Genomic DNA, 25,830 nt, shown 5'->3' on the forward strand with positions numbered 1-25,830 from the left:
GGAGTAGCTCAGTTGGTAGAGCGCAACCTTGCCAAGGTTGAGGTCGAGAGTTCGAGACTCTTCTCCCGCTCCAGTTTCAAGATGTGCATGACAGTACATCCAAGCAAGTCCTCTGGCGAGGTAGCAAAGAGGTTATGCAGCGGCCTGCAAAGCCGTTTAGACGGGTTCGATTCCCGTCCTCGCCTCCAGATGAAAAAAATAGCCCACTTCGCGTGGGCTATTTTTTTATGTTGTTACGCCACCCAGCCTGCATGAACGAATACTCCACCATGATCCATAGCAGCTTTCAAGCGCAGTGGTTTGCGAATCTGCGCAGCAACTTCCTGGCCGGCCTGACCACCTCGTTTGCGCTGGTGCCCGAATGCATCGCGTTTGCGCTGGTAGCTCAGCTCAACCCCTTGATGGGGCTGTATGGCGCCTGCATCATTTGCGCGCTGACGGCCGTTTTTGGCGGGCGCCCCGGCATGATTTCCGGTGCTGCCGGTTCCATGGCGGTCGTCATCGTGGCGCTGGTGGCCCGGCACGGCGTGCAATACCTGCTGGCGACCGTGGTGCTGAGCGGCATCCTGATGGCGCTGTTTGGGCTATTGCGCCTGGGTAAGCTGATCCGCATGGTGCCGCATCCGGTGATGCTGGGGTTTGTGAATGGCCTGGCGATCGTGATTGCCATGGCCCAGCTGGAACATTTTCGGCAAGGCGAGCATTGGCTGCAGGGCAATGCGCTGTTCGTGATGGGCGCACTGGTCGCCTTGACCATGGCCATCGTGTATGGCTTGCCACGCATCACGCGCGCCGTGCCGCCGGCGCTGGCCGCCATCCTCGGCGTGGGCTTGTTGAGTTATCTGCTGCATTTGCCCACGCGCACCCTGGGCGACCTGGCGCATATCGCGGGTGGCTTGCCCAGCCTGCATTTCCCCAGCGTGCCATTCAGCAGCGACACCTTGCACATCATCTTGCCGTATGCAGCCTTGATGGCCATGGTGGGCTTGCTGGAAACCTTGCTCACTTTTAATCTGACCGACGAGATCACGGAAACGCGGGGGCAGGCCAACCGCGAATGCCTGGCGCTGGGCGCCGCCAACGTGGCGTCGGGCTTGCTGGGCGGCATGGGGGGTTGCGCCATGATCGGGCAAACCATGATCAACCTGACCTCTGGCGGTCGTACGCGTTTGTCGGGCCTGACCGCAGGCGTCATGATCCTGCTGTTCATCCTGTTTTTGTCGCCCTTGATCGAACGCATCCCGCTGGCTGCTTTGGTCGGCGTGATGTTCGTTGTCGCGCAGCAAACCTTTGCCTGGGGTTCCTTGCGCGTGCTGGGCAAGGTGCCGCTGCACGATGCACTGGTGATCGTTGCCGTCACGGTGATCACCGTGCTGACGGACCTGGCAACGGCGGTGCTGTGCGGTATCGTGATTGCCGCCTTGAATTTTGCATGGCAACATGCGCGCGAGATGCGCACCGAGACCGATGACAGCACACCGGGCCAACGCGTGTATGTACCGCATGGCACCCTGTTTTTTGCCTCGACCGTACAATTCCAGGAACTGTTTAACCATGCTGATGACCCGCAGTGCGTGATTATCGATTGCCGCCACTTGCACATGGCCGATCACTCGGCGATTGCCGCGCTGGAAAGCTTGTACGAGCGTTACGGCAAGGCGGGCAAGCAGTTGCAGGTGAAAAACCTGTCGGCGCGCAATCAACAGCTGCTGCAGCGCGCCGGTGTCGCTGCTGCTGCCGTCCAGGCTTTATTTTCAGACAAACAGGGAGAGTTGAATGCTCAGCAAGGAACAGGAACAGCGCATACAGGTTAGCCAGGCGGAGTTTGACGCTTATTACGACGAACTGGGCTCGGCGCTGGTCAACTTCGTCGAACGCCTGGGCATCCAGCCCGCGCATGAAGTGCTGACCAATGCGGCCGAATACCTGCCGTATATCGATGCCGCCATGCGCACCATCGTGATCCGCGATGAAAGCTGGCAATGGGTGAAAACCATGCTCGGCTATTTTATCGGCGAGTATTTCGTGCAGCAATATGCCGGCTGCTGGTATCTGGAAACGCGCCCCGAGTCGCCGCATTTCTGCCGCTACATGGTGGGCGGTTTCGAGCATGGCTTGCCGGCCGAGGCGGCGATTGATCCCGACGCCTCGGCGCTGGCGTTTTTGTCCGGCCCCGTGCCGCGTGAACTGGCGCAATTGATTGAGCAAACGCAAGCACAGCTGGCCTGATCAAGCGGTTTGTTCTGCCCGCGTTTCCACCAGCAGTTTTTTGATTTCCGGCACGCAGGAGCCGCAATTGCCGCCCGCCTTCAGGCAAGCCGTCACTTGGGCCACGCTATCGAGCTGCTGGCTGCGGATGGTCTCGCAAATCGTGTTGCGGCCCACGCCAAAGCACGAGCATACGGTGGGACCCGTATCGGCGCCTTTGTCGATCGGCTGGCCCAGCAGCAAGCCCACCCGGTCTGCCGGTGGCAGCTGTTCGTGGGCAAACAGGCTGGCCAGCCAGGCGCGCGACGGCAGGTCGGGGCGCGGCGATAAAAATACGCATTGATCGATACGGTCGTCGACCAGGTGCACGGCGCGGTACAGGCCGGCGCTGCGGTCTTCGTATTCCAGCCAGTCCGCCTGTTCGTCATCGACTTGCAGCAAGCGCCGCGCCCAGTGCGTATAGTCGGTGATGGTATTCCTGCCAGCCAGTTCATAACGGGCAAAATCCTTGCCCTGGATACGCGTCCAGTGGGCCACTTTTTCCAGCTCCAGCTCGCGCCGGCTCAAGACAAAACCATGCCAGTTGACGCGGAATTGCTCGACCCGCGCCGGCGTATGCTTGAATTCCGGCTCGCCCGAAACAGGATCGACAACCGGGTTGACCAGCGGCCCCACCCGTGCATCGGACGCCGTCTGGCCATTCCAGTGGATGGGCACGAAAATCGTGCCGCGCGCGATGCCGCCGCCATGCTGCACCCGCGCCACCATCGCGCCCCAGGGCGTGGACACCCGCGCCAGGTCGCCCTCGCGCACGCTGTACAGCAAGGCGTCTTGCGGGTGGATATCGACAAACGATTCGGGCACGTGATCGGCCAGCCGCGCCGACTTGCCCGTGCGCGTCATTGTATGCCACTGGTCGCGCACCCGGCCCGTATTCAAGACCAGCGGATAATCCTCGCTGACGGCGTTGACGGGCGCGCGTGGCACGGTGGCAATAAACCGCGCGCGCCCATCGGCATGGGCAAAGCGGCCATCACCAAACAGCCGCGCCTGACCCAGCGGCCATTGCACGGGATCGAGCTGGTCGTATTGCTGCGCGCTTAAGCCTTCCAGGCCCGTCAGGGTAAAGCAGCGCGCCGTCGCACCGTCGTTGCGGTAAGCGCTCAGGCGCGCATGTTCGTCGAAAATCTTCTGCGGGCTATCGAAATCAAAACCGTCATAGCCCAAACGCTGCGCCACCTGGCACAGCACTTGCCAGTCGGCCCGCGCCTGGCCCGGCGCCGGCAAAAAGGCGCGCTGGCGCGAAATGCGGCGCTCCGAATTGGTCACCGTGCCATCTTTTTCACCCCAGCCCAGCGCTGGCAGCAGAATATGAGCAAAGGCATTGGTGTCGGTATGCTGGCTGATATCGGACACCACCACCAGCGGGCATTGCTCCAGCGCCCGCTGCACCTGGCCAGCGTCCGGCATGCTGACCATGGGGTTGGTGGCGATAATCCACACGGCCTTGATCTTGCCGTCTTCGATGGCGCGGAACAGGTCCACCGCTTTTAGTCCAGGCTTGCTGGCAATGTTCGGTGAATTCCAGAAAGTTTGCACCGTGTCCTGGTGGGCCGGATTGTCGAGCTCCATGTGCGCTGCCAGCATATTGGCCAGGCCGCCCACTTCGCGCCCGCCCATGGCGTTCGGCTGGCCTGTCAGCGAAAACGGTCCCATGCCAGGCTGGCCGATGCGCCCGCAGAGCAAATGGCAATTGATGATGCTATTGACCTTGTCGGTGCCGGCCGACGACTGGTTCACGCCTTGCGAAAAAGCCGTCACGACCTTGCCGGTGGCGGCAAAGGACTGGTAAAAAGCCAGCAAGTCGCGCTCATCGATGCGGCAGATTCTGGCCACTGCAGCCGGGTCGGCGCAATCGACCCTGGCCGCCGTCAAAGCGTCAACCAGGCCATTGGTATGTTCAGCAACAAATGTCTCATCCACAAAACCATGCAAGGCCAGGTAGCACAGCAAGCCATTGAACAGCCACACGTCGGTGCCCGGTTTGACGGGCAAATGCACATCGGCCAGTTCGCAGGTGGCGGTGCGGCGCGGGTCGATCACCACCAGTTTCAGCTCCGGCCGCGCTTCCTTTGCCTTGGCGATGCGCTGGAACAGGATCGGGTGGCACCAGGCCGTGTTGGAGCCGACCAGCACCACCATGTCGGCCAGGTCCAGGTCTTCGTAGCAGCCTGGCACCAGGTCTTCGCCAAAGGCCCGTTTGTGGCCCGCTACGGCCGACGACATGCACAGGCGCGAATTGGTGTCGATGTTGGCGCTGCCCACATAGCCCTTCATCAGCTTGTTGGCGATGTAATAGTCTTCCGTCAGCAGTTGCCCGGAAACATACAAGGCGACCGAGTCCGGGCCATGTTCGGCAATCGTGCGGGACCAGCCATCGGCTACTTTCTGCAGCGCATCATCCCAGCTGACTTGCTGTAAACCTTCCGGGCCGCGCACTTGCGGGTACAGCAAGCGGCCATCGAGCGAGACAGTGTCACCGAGGGCCGAACCCTTGACGCACAGCTTGCCGAAGTTGGCCGGGTGGCTACTGTCGCCCGCGATCTGGATGGCGCCATCGGGCAGGGGCGTGGCGGACACGCCGCAACCCACGCCGCAATATGGGCAAGTGGTGCGCACGGAAAAGGGGGGAGGGGAAAGATGCACGATGGTTTCCTGGACCTAGATGGACGCGGCTTTGCCGAACAGCAAGCGCTGGCGCATGGTGGAAATATCGCTGCGCTGCTGTATCAGGTCGAAATACCAGGGACCGTCGGCCACGTCACCATATAGCACGGCGCCGGCCAGGCGGTTATTTTCCACTACCAGGCGCTTGTAGATGCCGCGGCGCGGATCGCGCAAGACCAGGTCTTCGCTGTCGGGGCCGCCGATAAAGTTGCCGACCGAATACAGGTTGATCCCCGTCACCTTCAGCTTGGTGGGGCTGGCTTGCTGCACGTAGCGGCGGTGTCCTGTGCCCGCCAGGTGGGCGGCGCACACTTTCGCCTGTTCCCAGATGGGCGCCACCAGGCCAAAGGTGGCGTTGCGGTGCTGCACGCATTCACCGACTGCATACACGCGCGGATCGTAGCTTTGCAAGGTATCGTCGACCACGATGGCGCGCTCGCAAAACAAGCCCGATTCCTGCGCCAGCGCAATATTGGGCCGCACGCCGGCCGCCATCACCACCAGGTCGGCCGGAATTTCAGAACCGTCCTTGAAGCGCACGGCCGTGACGCGATCCGTGCCAAGGATTTCCGTCGTGTGGGCATTGAGCAGAAAGCGCAATCCCTTTACTTCCAGCGCCTGCTTCAACAGGGCCGAGGCGGGCTTGTCGAGCTGCTGGTTCATCAAGGTATCGCTGACGTGCACCACGGTCACATCCATGCCCTGGCGCAACAAGCCATTCGCCGCTTCCAGTCCCAGCAAGCCGCCTCCGATCACCACCGCGTGACGGTGGTTTCTTGCTGCCTGCAGCATCGTTGCTACATCCTGAATATCGCGAAAACCGATTACGCCCGGCAAGGTATGGCCCGGCACGGGCAGCATGAAAGGCTTGGAACCGGTGGCCAGCAGCAGCCGGTCGTAATGCACGGCCAGGCCGGAGGCGGCGTGCACCACACGCCGCATGCGGTCGATATGCACCACCGGGTCGCCCGCCTGCAGGGTGATGCCGTGTTGCCCATACCACTCGCGGGTGTTGAGCATGATGTCATCCATCTTCTTTTCGCCGGCCAGCACGGGAGAGAGCAGGATGCGGTTGTAATTGCCATGCGGCTCGGCGCCAAACACCGTGATGTCGTACAGGTCCGGCGCCAGCTTCAGCAATTCTTCCACCGTGCGCATGCCGGCCATGCCGTTGCCGATCACCACCAGCGATGGCTTTGCCTTAGCGTCTGTCATGCGCTTATCCAGACCAGTCCATTTTCCACCTTGACCGGCCAGGTGGCCACCGAATGCTCGGGCGCTTCCAGGCACTCGCCCGTTGCCAGGTCGAAATGCTGTTTATAGATCGGTGAAGCGACCACGATGCGCTCGCCCATGCTGCCGAGCAAGCCGCGCGACAGCACCGAGGCGCCTGCATTGCCATCGTAATTGTCGATCGCATACACACGTTCGTCACCGAGGCGAAACACGGCTACCTGCTCGCCATGGACCAGGGCGCACACGCCTGTGTTGGGCACGATGGCGTCCAGCTGGCAGATGGCAGTCCAGTTACGGTCGATTAAATCCCTGTGCATGATGGTTCCTTATGCCGACCTGGCGATGATGGGAATATGCTTGCGTTCTTCCAGCGTGGCAGGGCGGATCTGGCCCCGCTCTTCCATGAAGACCACGTTGTTGTCCGGTGCATCGCTATTGACGAAATGGCGGAAGCGCTGGCGCGTGGCCGGGTCGCTGACGGCGGCTTGCCACTCGCAGGCATAGGTGTCGACCACCTGCTGCATGTCCGCTTCCAGCTCTTGCGCAATACCCAGCTTGTCGTCGATCACCACCGCTTTCAGGTAATCGAGGCCGCCTTCAAGGTTGTCGCGCCACACGCTGGTGCGTTGCAAACGGTCGGCGGTGCGGATATAAAACATCAGGAAACGGTCGACATAGCGCACCAGGGTGGCGTTGTCGAGGTCGGCCGCCAGCAATTCCGCGTGGCGCGGCTTCATGCCGCCATTGCCGCAGACATACAGGTTCCAGCCTTTTTCGGTGGCGATCAGGCCGATATCCTTGCCTTGCGCCTCCGCGCATTCGCGCGTGCAGCCCGAAACGCCAAACTTGATCTTGTGCGGCGTGCGCAAGCCCTTGTAGCGGTTTTCCAATTCGATCGCAAAGCCGACGCTGTCGGCCACGCCATAGCGGCACCAGGTGGAACCGACGCATGATTTGACGGTGCGCAAGGATTTACCGTAGGCATGGCCGGATTCAAAGCCGGCGGCGATCAGTTCTTCCCAGATCAGCGGCAATTGCTCGACTCTTGCGCCAAACAGGTCGACCCGCTGGCCGCCCGTGATCTTGGTGTACAGGCCGTATTTCTTGGCCACCTGGCCCACGGCAATCAAGCCATCGGCCGTCACTTCGCCGCCCGGCATGCGGGGCACCACGGAATACGTGCCGTCTTTCTGGATATTGCCCAGGAAATAGTCGTTGGTGTCCTGCAAGCTGGCATGCTCTTTCTTGAGCACAAAATCGTTCCAGCACGAGGCGAGGATATTGGCCGCCATCGGTTTGCACACGTCGCAACCGAGACCCTTGCCATGTTGCGCCAGCAAGTCTTCGAAGCTGCGGATCTTGCCGACGCGTACCAGATGAAACAATTCCTGGCGGGAATAGGCGAAGTGTTCGCAGACATGGTTGTTGACATCCATGCCCAGCTTTTTCATTTCCGCCTTCATGATCTGCGTCACCAGCGGCACGCAGCCGCCGCAAGCCGTGCCTGCCTTGGTGCAGCTTTTCAGGGCGCCGATGGACGTGTTGCCATCGGCCACCGCCGCGCACAAGGTGCCTTTCGAGACATCGTTGCACGAGCAGATTTGCGCCGTATCGGGCAGGGCGTCCACGCCCAGGCCGGGCTTGGCCTGGCCATCGGACTGGGGCAGGATCAGGAATTCCGGCGACTCGGGCAACTCTATCTTGTTGAGCATCATTTGCAGCAGGCTGCCGTATTCGCTGGCGTCGCCCACCATCACGCCGCCCAGCAAATATTTGCCGCAGTCGGAGACGACGATTTTTTTGTAGATCTGCTTGCGCTCATCGGTAAATTGATACGAGCGGCTGCCGGCGGTGGCCCCGTGCGGATCACCGAGGCTGGCCACGTCCACGCCCATCAGCTTTAATTTCGTGCTCATGTCGGCGCCCGTGAAGCTTCCTTGCTCGCCCAGCAGATGGCGGGCGGCAATGCGCGCCATGTCATAACCGGGCGCCACCAGGCCAAAAGTCTGGCCGCCCCACAAGGCGCATTCGCCGATCGCATACACGTCCGGATCAGACGTCAGGCAACTGTCATCGATGGCGATGCCGCCGCGCGGGCCCACTTCCAGGCCGCAGGTCCGCGCCAGTTCGTCACGGGGGCGGATGCCGGCGGAAAACACGATCATGTCGGCATCGAGATGCGTGCCATCGGCGAACTCCATCCGGTGCGTGCCTTGCTCGCCATCGGTGATCGCCAGGGTGTTTTTTTGCGTATGCACGGTCACGCCCAGGTCTTCGATCTTGCGGCGCAGCACGCGCGCGCCGCCTTCATCGACTTGCACGGCCATCAGTCGTGGCGCAAATTCCACCACGTGCGTGGCCAGCTGCATGTCGCGCAAGGCCTTCGCGCATTCCAGTCCCAGCAAACCGCCGCCGATCACCACGCCCGTCTTTGAACGCTGACCGCATTCCAGCATCGCTTCCAGGTCTTCGATGGTGCGGTAGACAAAACAATCGTGGCGGTCCTTGCCCGGCAGGGGCGGCACGAAGGGCGTGGAGCCGGTGGCGATCACCAGCTTGTCATAAGGCAGCACTTCACCGCTGCTGACCGTCACCGTCTTGCTTGCCAGATCGATGGCGCTGGCGCGGGCATTGAGTTTCAGTAATACATTGCCGCGCTCGAAAAAGCCGGGGGGCACCAGCGACAGATCTTCTGCCGACTTGCCGGAGAAAAACTCCGACAGATGCACGCGGTCGTAGGCGGGGCGCGGCTCTTCGCACAGCACGGTCACTTCCTGCGGCGTGCCACTGCCGGCCAGCTGCTCGAGGAATTTATGGCCGACCATGCCATGGCCGATGACGATGATTTTCATGGCGATACCTTTCAGGCGGCAGCCATGGCGGCCTGGTCGGCAGCATTGCTGAAACGCACGGCAATCGCACAGACAGCCGACACCAGCACCAGCGCACCGAGGATGCTCAAGGTTTGCTGCACGTCACCGGTGCCTTTCATCAAAAAGCCGGCCAGCACCGCGCCCACATTGCCGCCGGCGCCGATAATGCCCGTCACGCCGCCCAAAGCCTTGCGGTCGATAAACGGCACCAGCGCATAGGTCGCGCCGCACGCCATATGGGTGAACAGGCCAAAGCCCAGCATGGCGATCACGGCAAACGTCACGGCGCCCGCGTGGGCAAACCACAGCAAGCCCAGGCCTTCGCCTATCATCAGCATGAACAGCAAGGTGACGCGGCTGTTCAGGTTGCCGCGCAAGGCCAGCTTGTCCGACAGCCAGCCACCCAGGGCGCGGGCAAACAGGGCCAGCAAGCCGAAGCTGCCGGCCGCAAAACCGGCGGACTTGAGCGACAGGCCAAAGTGGTCGACGTAATACACGGCGGCCACGCCATGGATAAACAGTTCAATGCCGAAACAGGCGCCATAGGTCACGAACAGCAGCCAGACGCGGTAATTCATGCTGGCCGCCTTGAAGCTGGCCCAGCCGCCTTTCTTGCCGCCGTCAATCGCTACGCCATCGGCGCGCAACTGATCGTAATTGCCATCCGGCGTATCTTGCGTATAGCGCCAGTACAAAGCCGCCATCACCAGCATCAGCAGGCCCGGCACCAGCAAGGCCACGCGCCAGCCCATGGCTTCCGTCACGCCCAGCATCACCAGTGCACCGAGCAGCAAGGGCATCAGCGCCTGCGCCGCACCGGCGCCCGCATTGCCCCAGCCGGCCGAGGTGGCGTTGGCCGTGCCCACCACATTCGGCGCGAACATGACGGACGTGTGATATTGCGTGATCACAAAGCTGGCGCCCACCGCACCGATGCCGAGGCGGAAGATCAAAAAGCTTTCATAACTTTGCGACAGGGCCACGCCCAGCACGGGGATCGCACCGAGCAGCAACAGCCCCGTATAAGTCTTGCGCGGACCGTAGCGGTCGCACAGCGGCCCCACCAGTAGCCGCACCAGGATCGTGATGGCGACGGCGGCGATATTGATATTGGCGATCTGCCCCATCGACAGATGGAACTCGCCCTTGATCACCGGCATCAGCGGCGCGCAGGCGAACCACGCGAAGAAACAGACAAAGAACGCCATCCACGTCAGGTGGAAGGCCCGCATTTGCGGCGTGCCCAGGGAAAAAAGATTGATGCTGTTTGCTTTGCTGGCCATTTTTCGTATCCCGTTAAAAACAAAAAAGCGTCCGCCAGGCAAGGTTAAAAAACCAGGCCGGGCGGACGCCGTTGTCCTTGCCAGTCCGCCGTTGGACCGACACTCATTGTGTTCAGGGGATCGCCATTGATCCGTATCTACTTCCTAGCAAATGCCGTGCCAGCCTGGTTGCGCGGCCTGCCAGGGGCTGCGTGCGGTGGAGCAGGGTATTGACGTGAAAAAAGGCCAGATGATGGTGCGGGGATGCGCGATTGTGGTGCGGCCAGCAGCAGGGCCGCATGTGTTGTATCTATCTATTGAGCTTTTCGGACTGTTAGTAAGGGGGAATCAAGACTGCGCAGCTGTTTTGAATAAACTCACACAGCCGTCTATAGAAGTTTTTTTGTTTGCAAGGCAAACCGGTCGAACATGAATCTTAATAAGAAACAAGCTTCTTTGTCCTGTTTGAGAAGAAGCGGAGCACGTCGGGAGCCTTGATCGTAACTTGGACTTGCCTTGTTTCTCGGGTGATCACGTTTGCCTCGTGCACTACATCAATTTTGCTCAAAGGAGCGACTTCTTTGAGTGGTAGCAAGGCTGTTTTTCTGCTAGTTTGAGCAAAACCGATTGTTGCAGATGTAGGCAGCTTGGAATCTTTATGGCTACCAGCGATGTCAGGCATTTCAACTCGACCAGTGTCGGCGTTCGCAACGAGTGTTGCCAGTAACGCTTTCGGCGTTGTTGGCTTCAAGTTCTTACCTTTGCCATACTTTATCGTTGCCATCACAATTCCTTATGTTCTATGGCTTCGGCGATACGCTGCATAGACCAACTGTCCACACTGGATACGTCAAATTCCATAATACACCCGCACCCATGCTTTTCCCATAAATCATAGTGGCCACTGTCCCACAAGTCCGAAATACGTAGCTGCACGGCGTGATAGTCGATACCCCGGATATCAAGATCAGCTTTCATTCTTGTCAAAATATCGGGCTCAATAATTGCATCGTACCCTAGTTTTGGCCACACTATCCAGCCAACATCTGGATGGTTGGCCGCGTTTGCCATGATTTTCGTGAACCCCAATTGCCATGCCGCAATTGCCTCCGTTGCAAGGGAAAAAGCACCGATTCCCTGACCACGAAAAGGTTGCTTCAGATAAAACTCAACGTTATGCATCACGGATAAAAGCAAGCCACCTTGTGGTATCAGCAAAATTTCCCGTATCATCGGCCGCTTCAGGTATGGGTGTTCAACGCTCAGTACAACCGCTTCTGTTTCCCCCCAAATAGTACTGCTTGAGCTTATCTTTACCGATAATTTTGAACCATCAAAAGCTCCTGCCAGTTGCCATAATCTGGCCGTTATATCATGACCATTCAATATGATGGGTAAGATATCTCCAGCAGCGTGAAGAGTAATCTGCCCGCTAAAACTGACTGAAACATTGATGAGATCAGGCAGCAAAATGTCTCCTGTGGGTGACATTTCATTTTTTCTTACGGCATTTGTCTGTCAGATTACTCGCGAAACAGTACTTTCAAGGAAAGCTACTTTGTTTTGACATCGATAGTGAGTACAAGTTCACAGACCGTAGCGCATAAGTGAGTCGGAGTCCTCAGCCTCCCACTGATCCGCACACCGCACCACATCGCCAATCACGATAATGCTGGGGCTGCCCAGCCCGCTGGCCAGCAGGGCCGCTGGCAGTTCGCCCACGGTGGTCAGCAGCTGGCGCTGGTCGCTGCGGCTGGCTGATTGCACCACGGCGACCGGGGTGCCAGGCGCCATGCCGCCGGCCAGTAAGCCAGCCTGGATCTGTGCGCAGCGGGCTACGCCCATGTAGATGACCAGGGTCAGCCGGCTTTGCGCCAGGGCGGCCCAGTTTGGTTCGGAGGCGGCATCCTTGCCGTGGCCCGTGACGAAGATGGCGCCCTGGCTCCAGCGGCGGTGGGTGAGTGGCACGCCGATGCTGGCGGGTGCTGCCAGGCCGCTGCTGATGCCGGGGATGACGTCGACCGCTACGCCTTGCGCCATCAGGTGGGCGCGTTCTTCGCCGCCGCGGCCGAACAGATACGGGTCGCCTCCCTTGAGGCGCACGACGCGCTGGCCGGCCTGGGCTTCGGCCACCATCAGGCGTTCGATGAAATCCTGCGGCGTCGATTTGCAGCCGCCGCGCTTGCCTACTTCGATCACGCGGGCGCTGGCTGGCGCGTGGGCCAGGATGGCCGGGTTGACCAGGTCGTCGATCAAGACCACGTCCGCCTGCTGCAGCGCCTTGACGGCTTTGAGTGTCAGCAATTCCGGATCGCCCGGACCGGCGCCCACCAGTGTCACGTTTCCTTGTTGCATGATGGATTCCTTTATTTGTGGATGGCGAACGAGGCGGCGTAGCGCTCGGGTTCGCTGCCATCCCATACCACCCCATCGATCAGGGTGGAGCTGCGCAGCACGCCGGGCGGCAGCGGCGTGGCCGTCATGTCCGCCGCCTGGCGGTACAGGGCTATGCGGTTGACCTTGCTGGCCACGGCCAGGTAGTCGGGATCGTCCTTCAGCAAGCCCCAGCGCCGGTGCTGGGTCATGAACCACATGCCATCCGACAAATAGGGAAAGTTGACGGCGCCGCTGTTATAGAACTGCAAGCCATGCTGGTCTTGCCACACCTGGCTGGTTCTTACATAGTGCGGCTGGCTGATGGTGTCCAGCATGGTTTGTTTATTTTCAACAGAAGCGTCCAGCCAGCGGCCCGCTTCCAGCACGGCGGCGATGAGGGCGCGGCAAGTGTTTGGATACTTGTCGGCAAAATCGGCCGTCGTGCCCAGCACCTTGCCCGGATGGTCGGGCCAGATTGCTTGCGTGGCGGCCGCCGTGACGCCGATCTTGTCCTGGACGGCCTGCATGCCCCACGGTTCGCCCACGCAATAACCGTCCATTCGCCCGGCGCGCAGGTTGTCGGCCATTTGCGGCGGCGGCACGGTGACCATGCGCACCTCGCGCAGCGGATCGATGCCGTGCGCGGCCAGCCAGTAATGCAGATACATGGCGTGCGTGCCGGTCGGAAAAGTATGGGCAAAAGTGTAGGGGCGCGGCGCACTGCGGATCAAGCGGGCCAGCGAGGTCCCGTCGACGGCGCCCTGCTGTGCCAGGGCGCTCGACAGGGTAACCGCCTGGCCATTGTGGTTGAGATTCATCAGCACCGCCATCTCGCGGGCCTGGCCGCCGATGCCCGTCTGCACGCCATACACAAGGCCGTACAGCACGTGCGCGGCGTCAAGCTCGCCAGTGCCCAGCTTGTCGCGCACGCTGGCCCAGGATGCTTCCTTGCTCAGTTCGATCTTGATGCCAAACTGTTCATCAAAACCCAGCAGCGACGCCATCACCAGCGAGCCGCAATCGCTGAGCGGCAGGAAGCCTATCCTGAGCACTTGTTTTTCCGGCCTGGCCGATCCTGCTACCCAGGCGCTCATATTGTCCGCCATACCACTCCTGATTTAATTGCGCACCATTTCGGTGCATTGCACTGTCTGGATGCTTAATTGCCGAGCAAATCTTCCACGTCCAGTATTCGCTGGGCAATTTCCGCCAGCTTCAATTTCTTGTTCATCGCCATGCTGCGCAGCTTTTGGTACGCCTGCTCTTCCGATAGCTGGTGGTGACTCATCAGCAAACCCTTGGCCCGTTCGATCACCTTGCGTTCGGCCAGCTTGTGTTTGGTATCCGACAATTCCGCCAGCAGCTTTTGCTCTTGCCTGAAGCGCGCCAGCGCCACGTTCAGCACCGGCTGGATGCGCTCGCTCTGCAGGCCGGCCACGATGTAGGCAGACACCCCGGCCGCCATCGCCGCATCCATGCTGGAGGTGGTCGCGTCTTCGGTAAACAGCACGATGGGGCGGCGCTCGTCGCGGGTGGCGATGACGATGTGTTCCAGCACATCGCGCGCATCCGATTCGGCGTCGATGATGATCATGTCGGGCTGCAGCTGCGCGATGCGTTCCGGCAGGTAGATATCGGCTGGCAAGGAAGCAACGATGTCGTAGCCCGCTTCCAGCAAGCCGATGCGCAAGGCTGCGCCGCGCTGCGCCTGGGCTTGCAAGGCGGCATCCATCTCATGGCCGGCAGCGCTGATGGTATTGACCACCACGATGCGCAGCTTGTGCAGGGGCTTGGACAGGGGTGGTCTGGACGGCATGGTTTACTTGCTTGCTGGTGATATATACCTTGAACCTAAGCAAAAATCGAACCAGAGCATTGTTTTCGCTATGGCAAGCAATCTGTATTTGACTGGCAGGGCAGGGGAGCTATACATTATTGTATGAACTCGACTATTCCCTGGGAGCTGTACCATACTTTTCTTGGCGTGCTGACCGAGGGTTCGCTGTCGGGCGCGGCGCGGGCCCTGGGCATCACGCAGCCCACCGTAGGCCGGCATGTCACGGCGCTGGAAAAATCCCTCAAGCTGGTGTTATTTACGCGCTCGCAGGCGGGCTTGCTGCCGACCGAGGCGGCGCTGGCCTTGCGCGGGCATGCCGAGGCCATGGCCAGCACGGCGGCGGCGCTCGAGCGCTCGGCGGCCAGCCAGGGCGATGGCGTGCGCGGCGTGGTGCGCATCACGGCCAGCGAGGTGGTGGGGGTGGAAGTGCTGCCGGACATCATCGCCGCCTTGCGCGAACGTCATCCTGACCTGAAGGTGGAACTGACACTCAGCAACAAAGTGCAGGACCTGTTGCAGCGGGAAGCGGACATTGCCGTGCGCATGACGGCGCCGCAGCAGGAGCAGCTGATTGCGCGCCATGTGGGCCGCATCGAACTGGGCTTGTTTGCCAGCGAGCGGTATGTGGCGCAGCATGGTGTGCCGGACAGCATGGCGGCGCTGGCCCGGCATGCGGTGATCGGCTACGACCAGGTGACGGCGTATGTCCGCAGCGCGTCCAAGACCGTGTCGTGGTTCAAGCGGGAATTATTTTCATTGCGGGCCGACAGCGACCTGGCGCAGCTGGCCCTGATACGCAGTGGCGCCGGTATCGGCATCTGCCAGGCGCCGCTGGCGCAGCGCGCGCCAGCCTTGCTGCGCATCTTGCCTGAGCAGTTTTCCATGCAGCTTGATACCTGGATCACCATGCATGAAGACTTGCGCAACAGTCCCCGCTGCAAGGTGGCGTTCGACGCCCTGGTGGCGGGGATGTTGCAGCATGCGTCAGGGTCTTGATGCAAGCAGCTTAAAACTCTTCCCACTCGCCATCGGCGCTGTTGCTTACCTTGTTCAACACTTTGGCGCTGGGCGTTTGTGGCGATAACAGCGGCGCCGGCGCCGGGGTCTTACGCGCCGGGGCGGCAACCGTTGCCGGTGCCGCCTGCCGCACGGCCGGCGTGTGCTGGAGGCGGCTGGCGCTGCCTGCCGCCTCGCTCAGGCGGAACACGCTGACAACGCGCGCCAGTTCGCTGGCCTGGTCCTGCATCGCTTCGGCAGCGGCCGAGGCTTCTTCCACCAGGGCGGCGTTCTGCTGGGTAACCTGGTCCATTTCGGTGATGGCCTGGTTGACTTGCTCGATGCCTGCGCTTTGTTCTTCGCTGGCATTGCTGATCTCGCTCATGATGGAGGTGACGAAACCGATGCTTTGCACGATTTCTTCCATCGTCTTGCCTGCCTTGTCGACCAGGTGCGTGCCGGCGTCGACTTTTTGCACGGAATCATCGATCAAGCCCTTGATCTCTTTTGCTGCCGCTGCCGAACGCTGCGCCAGGTTGCGCACTTCGGTGGCGACCACGGCAAAGCCGCGTCCCTGCTCACCGGCACGGGCCGCTTCCACGGCTGCGTTCAAGGCCAGGATATTGGTCTGGAAGGCAATGCCGTCGATCACGGCGATGATGTCGACGATCTTTTTCGACGACGTATTGATGTCGCCCATGGTAGCGACCACGTCGGCCACCACGGCGCCGCCGCGGCTGGCGATGTCGGCCGCTTCGCTGGCCAGGCGGTTGGCCTGGCGCGCATGGTCGGTATTCTGCTTGACGGTCGAGGTCAGTTCTTCCATCGACGACGCGGTTTCTTCCAGCGAGCTGGCTTGCTGCTCGGTACGCGACGATAAATCCTGGTTGCCGGCGGCGATTTCCGCCGACGCGGTGGCGATGGTGTCCGTGCCGCTGCGCACTTCGCCCACGATGGACACCAGGCTGTCATTCATGGTCTTCAGGGCATGCATCAGCTGGCCCGTTTCGTCGCTGCGGTCGACCGTGATATTGCTGCTGAGGTCGCCTGCGGCCACCGTTTCCGCCACTGTCACGGCGGTGCGGATGGGGCCGGTGATCGAGCGGGTGATGCTCCAGGCAAAGCCGACGCCGAGCGCCAGGGCCAGCACGCCCAGTTCCAGCAGCAGGGTGCGCGTGCTGCTGTAGGCGTCGAGCACGCTGCCGGCGACGCCGTCGGCCGCCTTGATCTGGGCCGCGGAGAACAAGTTGACCTGCTGCAGATAGGTCACGCTGAACGGCATGGTTTCAGTATCGAAAATATGCTTGGCCGACTCCAGGTTGCCATCGGCCTTGGCTTGCTGCGCCTGTGCGCGCGATGCGAGGTAGGCCGCGCGCGCCTTGCGCACCACCTCGAATTGTGCCAGTACTTCCGGATTGCGCACGGAAGCGCCTATCTTTTCCTGCAACTGGCTGGCGTTGGCCGCCGCTGCCTTTAACTGCTCATCGAGCAGTTTTTCCTCGACCGGATCGCTCATATGGAAGGCGGCCGAACCGCGCACGATATTGACTTCGATAATCTTGGTCCACTCGGCCACCATGCGCTGGTTTTTCAGGCTGACGTTGACGAGGCGGTCGACCAGGTCACTGGATTCTTGCATGCGTATCAAGGCGGTGGCGGTCAGGGCCGCCAGCAATAGCAAGACAGCGCCAAAGCCGACACCAAGGCGGCTGCCGATTTTCAGGTTCTTCATGAATTTCCTAACAGTTTAATAATCAAGATCGCCGCGTCGCGGGACGGGCAGGCACGGTGAAGTGCGCAAGATCGGGGCTACAAGCTGCCGGGCCGGCAAGCTGTGGCGATGGGTTTGGTGCAGGGGAGGCGTGCCGCTATCGGTACGCTCCCGATGGCTATCAGTATAACATTTACTTAAGGAAATAGTATCTGAGGGAAATAAAAAATGATTTTTTAGTACCATTTTCCCTGTGTTGTATTTTTACATCAAGTTGCATGGTGATAGTAACTAGCGCTTAGTACAGTGGAAACCTTGCTGGTAAAATCTAATGAGAATCATTCGCATTATTATTTCACTATCAAGGAACGGTATGTCGTCGCGTCAGCAGCCTGCACTCTCCCTCATTTCCCTCGCCGTACTGGGCGCCCTGTCTTTTTCTGCGGTCTTGCCGGGTATCGCCTCTGCGCAAGACAGCTTGCCTGCCGTGACCGTCACGGCCACCAAGGACAAGGATGGCTACGTGGCGCCCACCTCCAGCAGCGGCACCAAGACGGAGATGGCCATGCGCGACGTGCCGCAAACGATCAACGTGGTGCCGGCCGCCATCATCCGCGACCAGCACGCCTTGTCGATCCAGGATGTGATGAAGAATATCCCGGGCGTGGGCCTGTCCACCGGCGATGGCCAGCGCGACCAGGTCTTCATCCGTGGCTTCACGGCCATCGGCGACCAGTTTGTCGACGGCTTCCGCGACGACGCCCTGTATTTCCGCGACCTGTCGAACGTGGAGCGCCTGGAAGTGATCAAGGGCCCGGCCGCCGTGCTGTACGGCCGCGGTTCCTCGGGCGGCCTGGTCAACCGCATCACCAAGAAGCCTGGCGTCGATATCACCGACGTGGCCGTGAGCCTGACCAATACGGCAGGGCGCCGCGGTGAAATCGACGTGGGCCGCACGGGCGAAAGCGTGGACTGGCGCTTGACGGGCGCGCGCGAATTGTCCGACAGCTACCGCAACCAGCAGTTGCTGAACCGCACGGCGCTGGCGCCATCGGCCCTGGTGCGTTTCTCCAGCGACACCAAACTGTTGCTGCAAGCCGATTACCTGGAAGACCGCCGCCTGACGGACTTCGGCATTCCGTCCTACCAGGGCCGTCCGGTCGACGTCGATCCGGGCACCTATTACGGCGCGGCCAATGCGCGCGATGCGGACTTCAGCCAGTCGCGCGTGGTCTCCACCGCCGCCACCCTGACGCACCGCTTCAGCGATACCTTGTCCTTGCGCAATGCCTTCCGCTATTACGACTACCACCTGGACCGCAACAACACGAATATCTCGGGCAACGTCAACGAAGTCAAAGGCTTGATGAACCTGGGCCACGCCAAGCTCAATCGCGACGAGCACGGCTGGTTCAACCAGACCGAACTGACGCAAAAGCTGGTCACGGGCGACATCGCCCACGAAGTGCTGTACGGCGTGGAATTCGGCAAGCAGAACAAGAACGCCAACAGCTGGGCCGCTACCACCGTGGCGACCAATGTATCGATCTTCAATCCCGTCTTGCCGACAGTCGACCGCACGGCCCTGGGCCCGCGCAGCGATACCTTCGGCACCTACGACACGGCCGCCGGCTACGTGCAGGATGCGCTGACCCTTAATGCCGAGTGGAAAGCGCTGGCCGGCTTGCGCTACGACAGCTTCAAGCAGCAGTCGCGCCTGGCCAATGCGGCTGGCGTGACCACCGCCGACCTGTCGCGCACCGATTCCGCCGTCAGCCCGCGCGCCGGCCTGGTCTGGCAGCCGGGCGCTACCCAGTCATATTACGCGTCGTGGAGCCGCTCGTTCCAGCCTAGCGGCGAAACCCTGGCGCTGGCGGCCAACAATGCCGACCTGGCGCCGGAAACCACGCGCAACACGGAAGTGGGCGCCAAGTATGACTTGTGGGGCGGCCGCGCCAGCGCTACCGTGTCGTTGTTCCGCCTGGAACGCGACAATATCAAGACCACCGATCCGCTGACCAACTTGATCGTGCCGGTCGGCAAGCAGCGCACCGATGGCCTGGAGCTGACCTTCAATGCCGACTTGAGCGGCGGCTGGAAGATGACGGCCGGCTATGCCTACCTGGATGCCGTGATCACCGATTCGATCGCCGTCGACAAGAGCGTCAACCTGCCTGGCACGACCACTGCCAGTTCGGTGCCATTCAAGGGCAAGCGCGCCACCTTGACGGCCCGCAACAGCGGCAACCTGTGGCTGACCAAGGACCTGGGCGCCGGCTTTACGGTGGGCGGCGGCGCCAATGCCGTCGGCAGCCGCTTTGCCAATCCGGGCAACACGGTGATCCTGCCTGGCTATATGACGGCCGACGTGATGGCCGCTTACCGCACCGCCAAATATGAAGTGCAGCTGAACGTGAACAACATCACCGACACGCGCTACATCGTTTCCGGCCACGGCAGCAGCCCGAACCTGAGCTTGCCAGGCGCGCCGCGCAGCGTGGCGCTGACGGTGCGCTACAGCATGTAATCATTGCCCCGGCGTCTGGGGGCAACAGCAGGGCCCGGCATCCGCAAGGAGCCGGGCCTTTTTAATAACAAAATGCCGTGGATGGTGTTTAATGGCGGTCTACCATTTCATGAAAGACTGTCGCCATGGCGAACCGTATCACCGAATTGCTTGGCATTGAGCTTCCCGTCATCCAGGCGCCGATGGTTGCTGCCGCGCTGGGCGACATGGTGGCCGCCGTGGCGCAGGCGGGCGGACTCGGCTCGCTGGCCTGTCCTGCGCTCGACGCGCAGCAGATCCGTGCGGAAATGGCGCTGATCCGCAGCCTGACCGATCGCCCCGTCAACCTGAATTTTTTCTGCCATCGGCAGCCCGCCGTGGACATGGCCCGCGAAATGGCCTGGCGCGCCCGTCTGCAACCGTATTATGACGAGCTGGGCATCGATCCGGCCTTGCCGATTCCGTCATCAGTACGCCATCCGTTTGGCGATGAAATGTGCCGCGTGGTGGAAGAATCCCGGCCCGGCGTGGTCAGCTTTCACTTTGGCCTGCCATCGCCTGAATTACTGGCGCGGGTCAAGGCGACGGGCGCCGTGGTGCTGTCGTCGGCCACCACGGTGGCGGAAGCCGTCTGGCTGGAGCAGCATGGCTGCGACGCCATCATCGCCCAGGGCTGGGAGGCGGGCGGCCATCGCGGCATGTTTTTGACGGAGGATATCGATGGACAAGTCGGTACCATGGCGCTGGTGCCGCAAATCGTCGATGCCGTCACCTTGCCCGTGATTGCCAGCGGCGGCATCGCCGACGGGCGCGGCGTGCGGGCTGCGCTGGCGCTGGGCGCCGAGGCCGTGCAAGTGGGTACGGCCTATCTGCTGTGTCCGGAATCGCGTATTTCACCGGCCTACCGCGCCGCGCTGGAAGTGACCAGCGATGGACAGACGCGTTTGAGCAATGTGTTTACGGGCCGGCCCGCGCGCGGCATCGCCAACCGCCTGCTGCGCGAAGTGGGGCCCATGTCGCCGCTGGCGCCCGCGTTCCCGCTGGCCGGTGGCGCGTCATTGTTGCTCAAGCAAAAGGCCGAGGCGCAAGGCAGCGGCGACTTCAGCCTGCTCTGGTCTGGCCAGGCGGCGCGCCTGGCCCAGGCGATGCCGGCCGCGCAATTGACGCGCTTGCTGGCCGCCGCGGCGGGATACGCCAGTGCGCCATAATGAAAAATAAACATTGACTAATTGCAATAACATCAGGTGAATTCAGCCTTGAGTGTGGTTGAGGAGTAAAATACTGTGATATGGCGCAGTAACCGTTATTGCTTTTGGTGATAACGCTTGCCTGGCGCCGTATGACTTTTATTTATTCTTACATCATGGAGGCCTGATATGGTTCAGATGTCCAGGCGCCAGTTCCTCAGGGTCACTGGCGCAACCATTGCTGGTTCCAGCCTCGCCATGCTCGGTTTTGCACCGGGCCAGGCGCTGGCGGAAGTTCGGCAATACAAGCTGTCTCGCACCACCGAGACTCGCAATACCTGTCCTTACTGTTCGGTAGGATGCGGCGTCCTGCTGTATGGACTGGGCGATGGCGCGAAAAACGCCGTTTCCAGCATCATCCACGTGGAAGGCGATGCCGACCACCCCGTCAATCGCGGCACCCTGTGCCCGAAAGGCGCCAGCCTGATCGACTTCATCCACAGCCCGAACCGTCTCAAAGTGCCGGAATACCGCGCACCGGGCGGCACGGAATGGCAACCGATTTCCTGGGACGTGGCGCTCGACAAGATCGCGCGCCTGATGAAGGATGACCGGGACGCCAACCTGATCGAAAAGAATGCCGACGGCAAGACCGTCAACCGCTGGCTCTCCACCGGCATGCTGGCCGCGTCCGCCGGCAGCAACGAGGTCGGTTACCTGACCCACAAGACAGTGCGCAGCATGGGGATGCTGACCTTTGATAATCAGGCGCGTGTATGACACGGACCGACGGTGGCAGGTCTTGCCCCGACGTTTGGCCGTGGCGCGATGACGAATCATTGGGTCGATATCAAGAATGCCGATGTGATTTTGGTCATGGGCGGCAATGCAGCAGAAGCACATCCTTGCGGATTCAAATGGGTAACGGAAGCGAAGGCGCATAACAAGGCCAAGCTGATCGTTGTCGATCCGCGTTTTACCCGTACCGCATCCGTGGCAGACTACTACTGCGCCACGCGTACCGGGACGGACATCGTTTTCCTCGGCGCGATCATCAATTATCTGCTGACGAACGACAAGATCCAGCATGAATACGTGCGTAACTACACGGACATGCCATTCATCGTGCGCGAAGACTATGCGTTCGAAGACGGCCTGTTCTCTGGTTTCGACAAGGAAAAAGGCAAGTACACCGACAAGGCCACCTGGGATTACGAAATCGGCGCCGATGGTTACGCCAAGGTCGACCCGACCCTGGAGCACCCGCGCTGCGTCTACCAGATGATGAAGAAGCACTACTCGCGCTACACGACCGAGATGGTCGAGCGCACGTGCGGCGTGTCGGCCGACAAGTTCCACAAGGTGGCAGAGGCGCTGGCTTCGACCGCCGTGCCGGGACGCGCCGGCACCATCCTGTACGCACTGGGCTGGACGCACCACTCGACAGGCGCACAGACCATCCGCACGGGCGCCATGGTGCAACTGTTGCTGGGCAATATGGGGATCGCCGGCGGCGGCATGAACGCCTTGCGCGGGCACTCGAATATCCAGGGCCTGACCGACCTGGGCCTGATGTCGAACCTGTTGCCGGGTTATATGACCCTGCCGAACGAGGGCGAACAGGATTTCGACGCCTTTATCGCCGCGCGCGCCACCAAGCCGCTGCGTCCGAACCAGCTCAGCTACTGGAGTAATTACCGCAAGTTCCACGTCAGCTTCATGAAGACGTGGTGGGGCGATTTCGCCACGGGGGACAATAATTTCGCCTACGACTACCTGCCCAAGCTCGACAAGCCGTATGACTTGATGCAAGCCATCGAGCTGATGCACCAAGGCAAGATGACCGGCTATATCTGCCAGGGCTTCAACGTCATCGCGTCCGCGCCGAACAAGCAGAAGGTCACGGAAGCGCTGTCCAAGCTGAAATTCCTGGTGGTGATGGATCCGCTGGCGGTGGAAACAGGCGAATTCTGGAAGCCGCACGGGCAATACCACGAAGTCGATCCGAGCAAGATCATGACGGAAGTGTTCCGCCTGCCGACCAGCTGCTTCGCCGAAGAGCGCGGTTCGCTGGTGAGTTCCTCGCGCGTCTTGCAATGGCACTGGCAAGCGTCGGAACCGCCGGGTCAGGCGCGCAGCGACCTGGAAATCATGTCGGGCCTGTTCCTGCGCATGCGCACCCTGTACCAGAAAGAGGGCGGCAAGTTCCCCGATCCGATCGTCAACCTGACGTGGAACTATGCGCAGCCGCATAGCCCGCAGCCGGAAGAGATTGCACGGGAATTCAACGGCAAGGCGCTGGTCGACCTGTACGATCCGAAGGACGCCACCAAGCTGCTGGTGAAAAAAGGTGAACAGCTGGCGTCGTTTGCGCAATTGCGCGACGATGGCACCACCACCAGCGGTTGCTGGATTTTCGCCGGCTGCTGGACGCAGGCGGGCAACCAGATGGGACGCCGCGACAATAGCGACCCGACCGGCATCGGCCAGACCCTGGGCTGGGCCTGGGCATGGCCGGCCAACCGCCGCGTGCTGTACAACCGTGCTTCCTGCGATGTGAAAGGCAAGCCGTTCGATCCGACCCGTAAACTCATCGCCTGGAATGGCACGAACTGGACCGGCGCCGACGTGCCCGACTTCAAGGTCGACGAACCGCCGGAAAATGGCATGGGTCCGTTCATCATGCTGGGTGAAGGCGTGGCGCGCTTCTTTGCGCGCGGCGCGATGGCCGAAGGGCCGTTCCCCGAGCATTACGAGCCGTTCGAAAACCCCCTGGGCTACAACCCCATGCATCCGAAAAACCCGCGCGCGACCAGCAATCCGGGCGCCCGCGTGTTCGACGATGACCGCAAGATGTTCGGCACGCATGAGGAGTACCCGCATGTGGCGACCAGCTATCGCCTGACCGAGCATTTCCACTTCTGGACCAAGCATGCCAGGCTGAACTCCATCATCCAGCCGCAGCAATTCGTTGAAATCGGCGAAGAGCTGGCCAAGAGCATCGGCGTGGTGGCGGGCGGCGAAGTGCGCGTCAGTTCCAAGCGCGGCCATATCATCGCCAAGGCGGTGGTCACCAAGCGCATCAAGGCCTTGATGATCGAGGGCAAGCCGGTGCATACCGTGGGCCTGCCGCTGCACTGGGGCTTTACGGGCGTGGCCAAGCCGGGGTATCTGATTAATACCCTGACGCCGGGCGTGGGGGATGCGAATTCGCAAACGCCGGAATTCAAGTCCTTCCTCGTGAAGGTGGAAAAAGCATGATGGGAGATCGATAATGTCTTTGCAATCCTTAGATATCCGGCGCTTGTCCGCCACCACGGTCACGCCGCCGCAGGCGCGCAGCCCCGTGACCGGCACCGTTGCCAAGCTGATCGATGTGTCGAAATGCATCGGCTGCAAGGCATGCCAGACGGCGTGCATGGAGTGGAACGACCTGCGCGATGAGGTGGGTGAAAACCACGGCACCTACAACAACCCGACCGACCTGACGCCGCAATCGTGGACGGTGATGCGTTTTGCCGAACACGAAAACGAACAGGGCAATCTCGAGTGGCTGATCCGCAAGGATGGCTGCATGCACTGCGACGATCCGGGCTGCCTGAAGGCCTGTCCGTCGCCGGGCGCCATCGTGCAATACACGAATGGCATCGTGGATTTCCACCAGGAAAACTGCATCGGTTGCGGCTACTGCGTGGCCGGCTGTCCTTTCGACGTGCCCCGCATTTCGAAAAAGGACGACCGCGCCTACAAGTGCACGCTCTGTTCGGACCGTGTGGCCGTGGGCCAGGAACCGGCCTGCGTAAAAACCTGCCCGACCGGCGCCATCGTCTTCGGCACCAAGGAAGACATGAAGGTGCATGCGGAAGAGCGCATCGAAGACCTGAAGTCGCGCGGCTTCGAGAACGCGGGTCTGTACGATCCGCTGGGCGTGGGCGGCACGCACGTGATGTACGTGCTGCACCATGCCGACAAGCCGAAGCTGTACTCGAACCTGCCGGAACGCCCGCGCATCAGTCCGATGGTGGGCTTCTGGAAGGGCTGGTCCAAGCCGCTCGCGGTGGCCGGCATGGCCGTCACGGCCCTGGCTGGCCTGTTCCATTACACGCGTGTCGGTCCGAACGAAGTGAGCAAGGATGAAGAACACGAAGCCTTGGAAGAGGCCCAGCGTATCCGGGAGGAGGAGCATCATGAGCCATAATGAAACGCACGATAGCAAGCTGCGCGACAAGGATGGCCATCCTTTGATCCAGCGCTACAACCCCAATGAGCGTTCGAATCACTGGGTGACCGCCATTTCTTTCGTCATGCTGGCCTTGTCCGGCCTGTCCATGTTCCATCCGTCGATGGCGTGGCTGGCCAACCTGTTCGGCGGCGGCCAATGGACGCGCATCCTGCATCCGTTTGCCGGCCTGGTGATGTTTGTCTCGTTCGCGATCCTGGTGGTGCGCTTCTGGCACCACAACAAGTTCGAAGAGGGCGACACGCAATGGCTGAAACAGATGGACGACGTGCTCAACAACCGTGAAGAAAAGCTGCCCAAGATCGGCAAGTACAATGCCGGCCAGAAGCTGCTGTTCTACACACTGCTGTTGTGCATGCTGGGTTTGCTGGTCTCGGGCATCGTGATCTGGCGCGCGTATTTTGCGTTCTATTTCCCGATCGACATCGTGCGCGCGGCCGCCGTGCTGCACGCCGTGTGCGCGTTCGGCATCATCTGCGCCATCATCGTGCACATCTACGCGGCCCTGTGGGTCAAGGGCTCGATCGGCGCCATGGTGCGCGGCACCGTCACCTACGGCTGGGCGCGCAAGCACCATCCACGGTGGTTTGAAGATGTGGTGAGGCATTCAAAGGACTGATACTTTGATTGACCAGCTTTAAGAGTGGGGCCGGTCCAGCAGGGACTGGCCC

The 25,830-nt window shown here is 61.1% G+C and carries 19 protein-coding genes and 1 tRNA gene; 9 read left to right on the plus strand and 11 right to left on the minus strand.

What is annotated here, in order from left to right; all coding sequences use genetic code 11:
• Positions 1 to 114 precede the first annotated feature (114 nt).
• The 3 genes from ACL9RI_RS23580 to ACL9RI_RS23590 all read left to right on the plus strand — a co-directional run bounded on the left by ACL9RI_RS23580 (position 115) and on the right by ACL9RI_RS23590 (position 2,229).
• Positions 115 to 188, plus strand: a tRNA-Cys gene (locus tag ACL9RI_RS23580).
• Between the two features lie 81 nt (positions 189 to 269).
• Positions 270 to 1,814, plus strand: coding sequence for a SulP family inorganic anion transporter (locus tag ACL9RI_RS23585; RefSeq protein ID WP_422729060.1), 1,545 nt, complete (start codon positions 270 to 272; stop codon positions 1,812 to 1,814).
• Positions 1,777 to 2,229, plus strand: a complete 453-nt coding sequence (locus ACL9RI_RS23590) for a hypothetical protein (RefSeq protein WP_422728913.1) — start codon at positions 1,777 to 1,779, stop codon at positions 2,227 to 2,229. Before ACL9RI_RS23585 ends, ACL9RI_RS23590 begins: the two co-directional genes overlap by 38 nt.
• Here ACL9RI_RS23590 and ACL9RI_RS23595 read toward each other — a convergent pair whose 3' ends face one another.
• The 10 genes from ACL9RI_RS23595 to ACL9RI_RS23640 all read right to left on the minus strand — a co-directional run bounded on the left by ACL9RI_RS23595 (position 2,230) and on the right by ACL9RI_RS23640 (position 14,498).
• A complete protein-coding gene (locus ACL9RI_RS23595; RefSeq protein ID WP_422728914.1) occupies positions 2,230 to 4,914 on the minus strand; it encodes a molybdopterin-dependent oxidoreductase in 2,685 nt (894 codons plus the stop codon).
• A gap of 15 nt (positions 4,915 to 4,929) precedes the next feature.
• Positions 4,930 to 6,150, minus strand: a complete 1,221-nt coding sequence (locus tag ACL9RI_RS23600; RefSeq protein WP_422728915.1) for an NAD(P)/FAD-dependent oxidoreductase — start codon at positions 6,148 to 6,150, stop codon at positions 4,930 to 4,932.
• Complete coding sequence (gene nirD / locus ACL9RI_RS23605) at positions 6,147 to 6,488, minus strand: nitrite reductase small subunit NirD (RefSeq protein WP_422728916.1); 342 nt, start codon at positions 6,486 to 6,488, stop codon at positions 6,147 to 6,149. The genes ACL9RI_RS23600 and nirD overlap by 4 nt, the downstream gene beginning before the upstream one ends.
• Before the next feature lie 9 nt (positions 6,489 to 6,497).
• Positions 6,498 to 9,023, minus strand: a complete 2,526-nt coding sequence (gene nirB / locus ACL9RI_RS23610; RefSeq protein ID WP_422728917.1) for a nitrite reductase large subunit NirB — start codon at positions 9,021 to 9,023, stop codon at positions 6,498 to 6,500.
• 11 nt (positions 9,024 to 9,034) lie between these two features.
• Positions 9,035 to 10,327 (minus strand): MFS transporter, encoded by a 1,293-nt coding sequence (locus ACL9RI_RS23615; protein ID WP_422728918.1) that lies wholly within the window; start codon positions 10,325 to 10,327, stop codon positions 9,035 to 9,037.
• 415 nt (positions 10,328 to 10,742) lie between these two features.
• Entirely contained in the window at positions 10,743 to 11,090 is a 348-nt protein-coding gene (locus ACL9RI_RS23620) for a hypothetical protein (protein WP_422728919.1), read from the minus strand.
• The gene (locus tag ACL9RI_RS23625) at positions 11,090 to 11,776 is read right to left on the minus strand and encodes a hypothetical protein (RefSeq protein WP_422728920.1); all 687 of its coding nucleotides are present in this window, start codon (positions 11,774 to 11,776) and stop codon (positions 11,090 to 11,092) included. The genes ACL9RI_RS23620 and ACL9RI_RS23625 overlap by 1 nt, the downstream gene beginning before the upstream one ends.
• Before the next feature lie 117 nt (positions 11,777 to 11,893).
• Entirely contained in the window at positions 11,894 to 12,661 is a 768-nt protein-coding gene (gene cobA, locus ACL9RI_RS23630; protein WP_422728921.1) for a uroporphyrinogen-III C-methyltransferase, read from the minus strand.
• Positions 12,662 to 12,672: 11 nt separating this feature from the next.
• Entirely contained in the window at positions 12,673 to 13,788 is a 1,116-nt protein-coding gene (locus tag ACL9RI_RS23635) for a CmpA/NrtA family ABC transporter substrate-binding protein (RefSeq protein WP_422728922.1), read from the minus strand.
• Between the two features lie 53 nt (positions 13,789 to 13,841).
• Positions 13,842 to 14,498 (minus strand): ANTAR domain-containing response regulator, encoded by a 657-nt coding sequence (locus ACL9RI_RS23640; protein WP_422728923.1) that lies wholly within the window; start codon positions 14,496 to 14,498, stop codon positions 13,842 to 13,844.
• A 123-nt stretch (positions 14,499 to 14,621) separates the two neighbouring features.
• On the opposite strand from ACL9RI_RS23640, the gene ACL9RI_RS23645 reads away from it, so the two are divergent.
• Positions 14,622 to 15,515 (plus strand): LysR family transcriptional regulator, encoded by an 894-nt coding sequence (locus tag ACL9RI_RS23645; protein ID WP_422728924.1) that lies wholly within the window; start codon positions 14,622 to 14,624, stop codon positions 15,513 to 15,515.
• Positions 15,516 to 15,525: 10 nt separating this feature from the next.
• Here ACL9RI_RS23645 and ACL9RI_RS23650 read toward each other — a convergent pair whose 3' ends face one another.
• The gene (locus ACL9RI_RS23650) at positions 15,526 to 17,247 is read right to left on the minus strand and encodes a methyl-accepting chemotaxis protein (protein ID WP_422728925.1); all 1,722 of its coding nucleotides are present in this window, start codon (positions 17,245 to 17,247) and stop codon (positions 15,526 to 15,528) included.
• A 352-nt stretch (positions 17,248 to 17,599) separates the two neighbouring features.
• Between ACL9RI_RS23650 and ACL9RI_RS23655 the strand changes: the two genes are divergently transcribed.
• The 5 genes from ACL9RI_RS23655 to ACL9RI_RS23675 all read left to right on the plus strand — a co-directional run bounded on the left by ACL9RI_RS23655 (position 17,600) and on the right by ACL9RI_RS23675 (position 25,778).
• On the plus strand, positions 17,600 to 19,753 hold the full coding sequence (locus tag ACL9RI_RS23655; RefSeq protein ID WP_422728926.1) for a TonB-dependent receptor: 2,154 nt from the start codon (positions 17,600 to 17,602) through the stop codon (positions 19,751 to 19,753).
• A gap of 125 nt (positions 19,754 to 19,878) precedes the next feature.
• Positions 19,879 to 20,940, plus strand: a complete 1,062-nt coding sequence (locus tag ACL9RI_RS23660) for an NAD(P)H-dependent flavin oxidoreductase (protein WP_422728927.1) — start codon at positions 19,879 to 19,881, stop codon at positions 20,938 to 20,940.
• A 168-nt stretch (positions 20,941 to 21,108) separates the two neighbouring features.
• Positions 21,109 to 24,180, plus strand: coding sequence for a formate dehydrogenase-N subunit alpha (gene fdnG / locus ACL9RI_RS23665; RefSeq protein WP_422728928.1), 3,072 nt, complete (start codon positions 21,109 to 21,111; stop codon positions 24,178 to 24,180).
• Between the two features lie 13 nt (positions 24,181 to 24,193).
• Entirely contained in the window at positions 24,194 to 25,117 is a 924-nt protein-coding gene (gene fdxH / locus ACL9RI_RS23670; protein ID WP_422728929.1) for a formate dehydrogenase subunit beta, read from the plus strand.
• Complete coding sequence (locus tag ACL9RI_RS23675; protein WP_422728930.1) at positions 25,107 to 25,778, plus strand: formate dehydrogenase subunit gamma; 672 nt, start codon at positions 25,107 to 25,109, stop codon at positions 25,776 to 25,778. Before fdxH ends, ACL9RI_RS23675 begins: the two co-directional genes overlap by 11 nt.
• The last annotated feature ends 52 nt before the right edge of the window (positions 25,779 to 25,830 follow it).

The sequence above is a fragment of the Janthinobacterium sp. Mn2066 genome (assembly GCF_049319705.1).
Classification (GTDB): domain Bacteria; phylum Pseudomonadota; class Gammaproteobacteria; order Burkholderiales; family Burkholderiaceae_D; genus Janthinobacterium.

Coding starts and splice junctions, on each gene's coding strand:
- ACL9RI_RS23585 (WP_422729060.1), top strand. CDS start 270: ATGATCCATAGCAGCTTTCAAGCGCAGTGGTTTGCGAATCTGCGCAGC.
- ACL9RI_RS23590 (WP_422728913.1), top strand. CDS start 1,777: ATGCTCAGCAAGGAACAGGAACAGCGCATACAGGTTAGCCAGGCGGAG.
- ACL9RI_RS23600 (WP_422728915.1), bottom strand. CDS start 6,150: ATGACAGACGCTAAGGCAAAGCCATCGCTGGTGGTGATCGGCAACGGC.
- nirD (WP_422728916.1), bottom strand. CDS start 6,488: ATGCACAGGGATTTAATCGACCGTAACTGGACTGCCATCTGCCAGCTG.
- nirB (WP_422728917.1), bottom strand. CDS start 9,023: ATGAAAATCATCGTCATCGGCCATGGCATGGTCGGCCATAAATTCCTC.
- ACL9RI_RS23615 (WP_422728918.1), bottom strand. CDS start 10,327: ATGGCCAGCAAAGCAAACAGCATCAATCTTTTTTCCCTGGGCACGCCG.
- ACL9RI_RS23620 (WP_422728919.1), bottom strand. CDS start 11,090: ATGGCAACGATAAAGTATGGCAAAGGTAAGAACTTGAAGCCAACAACG.
- cobA (WP_422728921.1), bottom strand. CDS start 12,661: ATGCAACAAGGAAACGTGACACTGGTGGGCGCCGGTCCGGGCGATCCG.
- ACL9RI_RS23635 (WP_422728922.1), bottom strand. CDS start 13,788: ATGGCGGACAATATGAGCGCCTGGGTAGCAGGATCGGCCAGGCCGGAA.
- ACL9RI_RS23640 (WP_422728923.1), bottom strand. CDS start 14,498: ATGCCGTCCAGACCACCCCTGTCCAAGCCCCTGCACAAGCTGCGCATC.
- ACL9RI_RS23645 (WP_422728924.1), top strand. CDS start 14,622: ATGAACTCGACTATTCCCTGGGAGCTGTACCATACTTTTCTTGGCGTG.
- ACL9RI_RS23650 (WP_422728925.1), bottom strand. CDS start 17,247: ATGAAGAACCTGAAAATCGGCAGCCGCCTTGGTGTCGGCTTTGGCGCT.
- ACL9RI_RS23655 (WP_422728926.1), top strand. CDS start 17,600: ATGTCGTCGCGTCAGCAGCCTGCACTCTCCCTCATTTCCCTCGCCGTA.
- ACL9RI_RS23660 (WP_422728927.1), top strand. CDS start 19,879: ATGGCGAACCGTATCACCGAATTGCTTGGCATTGAGCTTCCCGTCATC.
- fdxH (WP_422728929.1), top strand. CDS start 24,194: ATGTCTTTGCAATCCTTAGATATCCGGCGCTTGTCCGCCACCACGGTC.
- ACL9RI_RS23675 (WP_422728930.1), top strand. CDS start 25,107: ATGAGCCATAATGAAACGCACGATAGCAAGCTGCGCGACAAGGATGGC.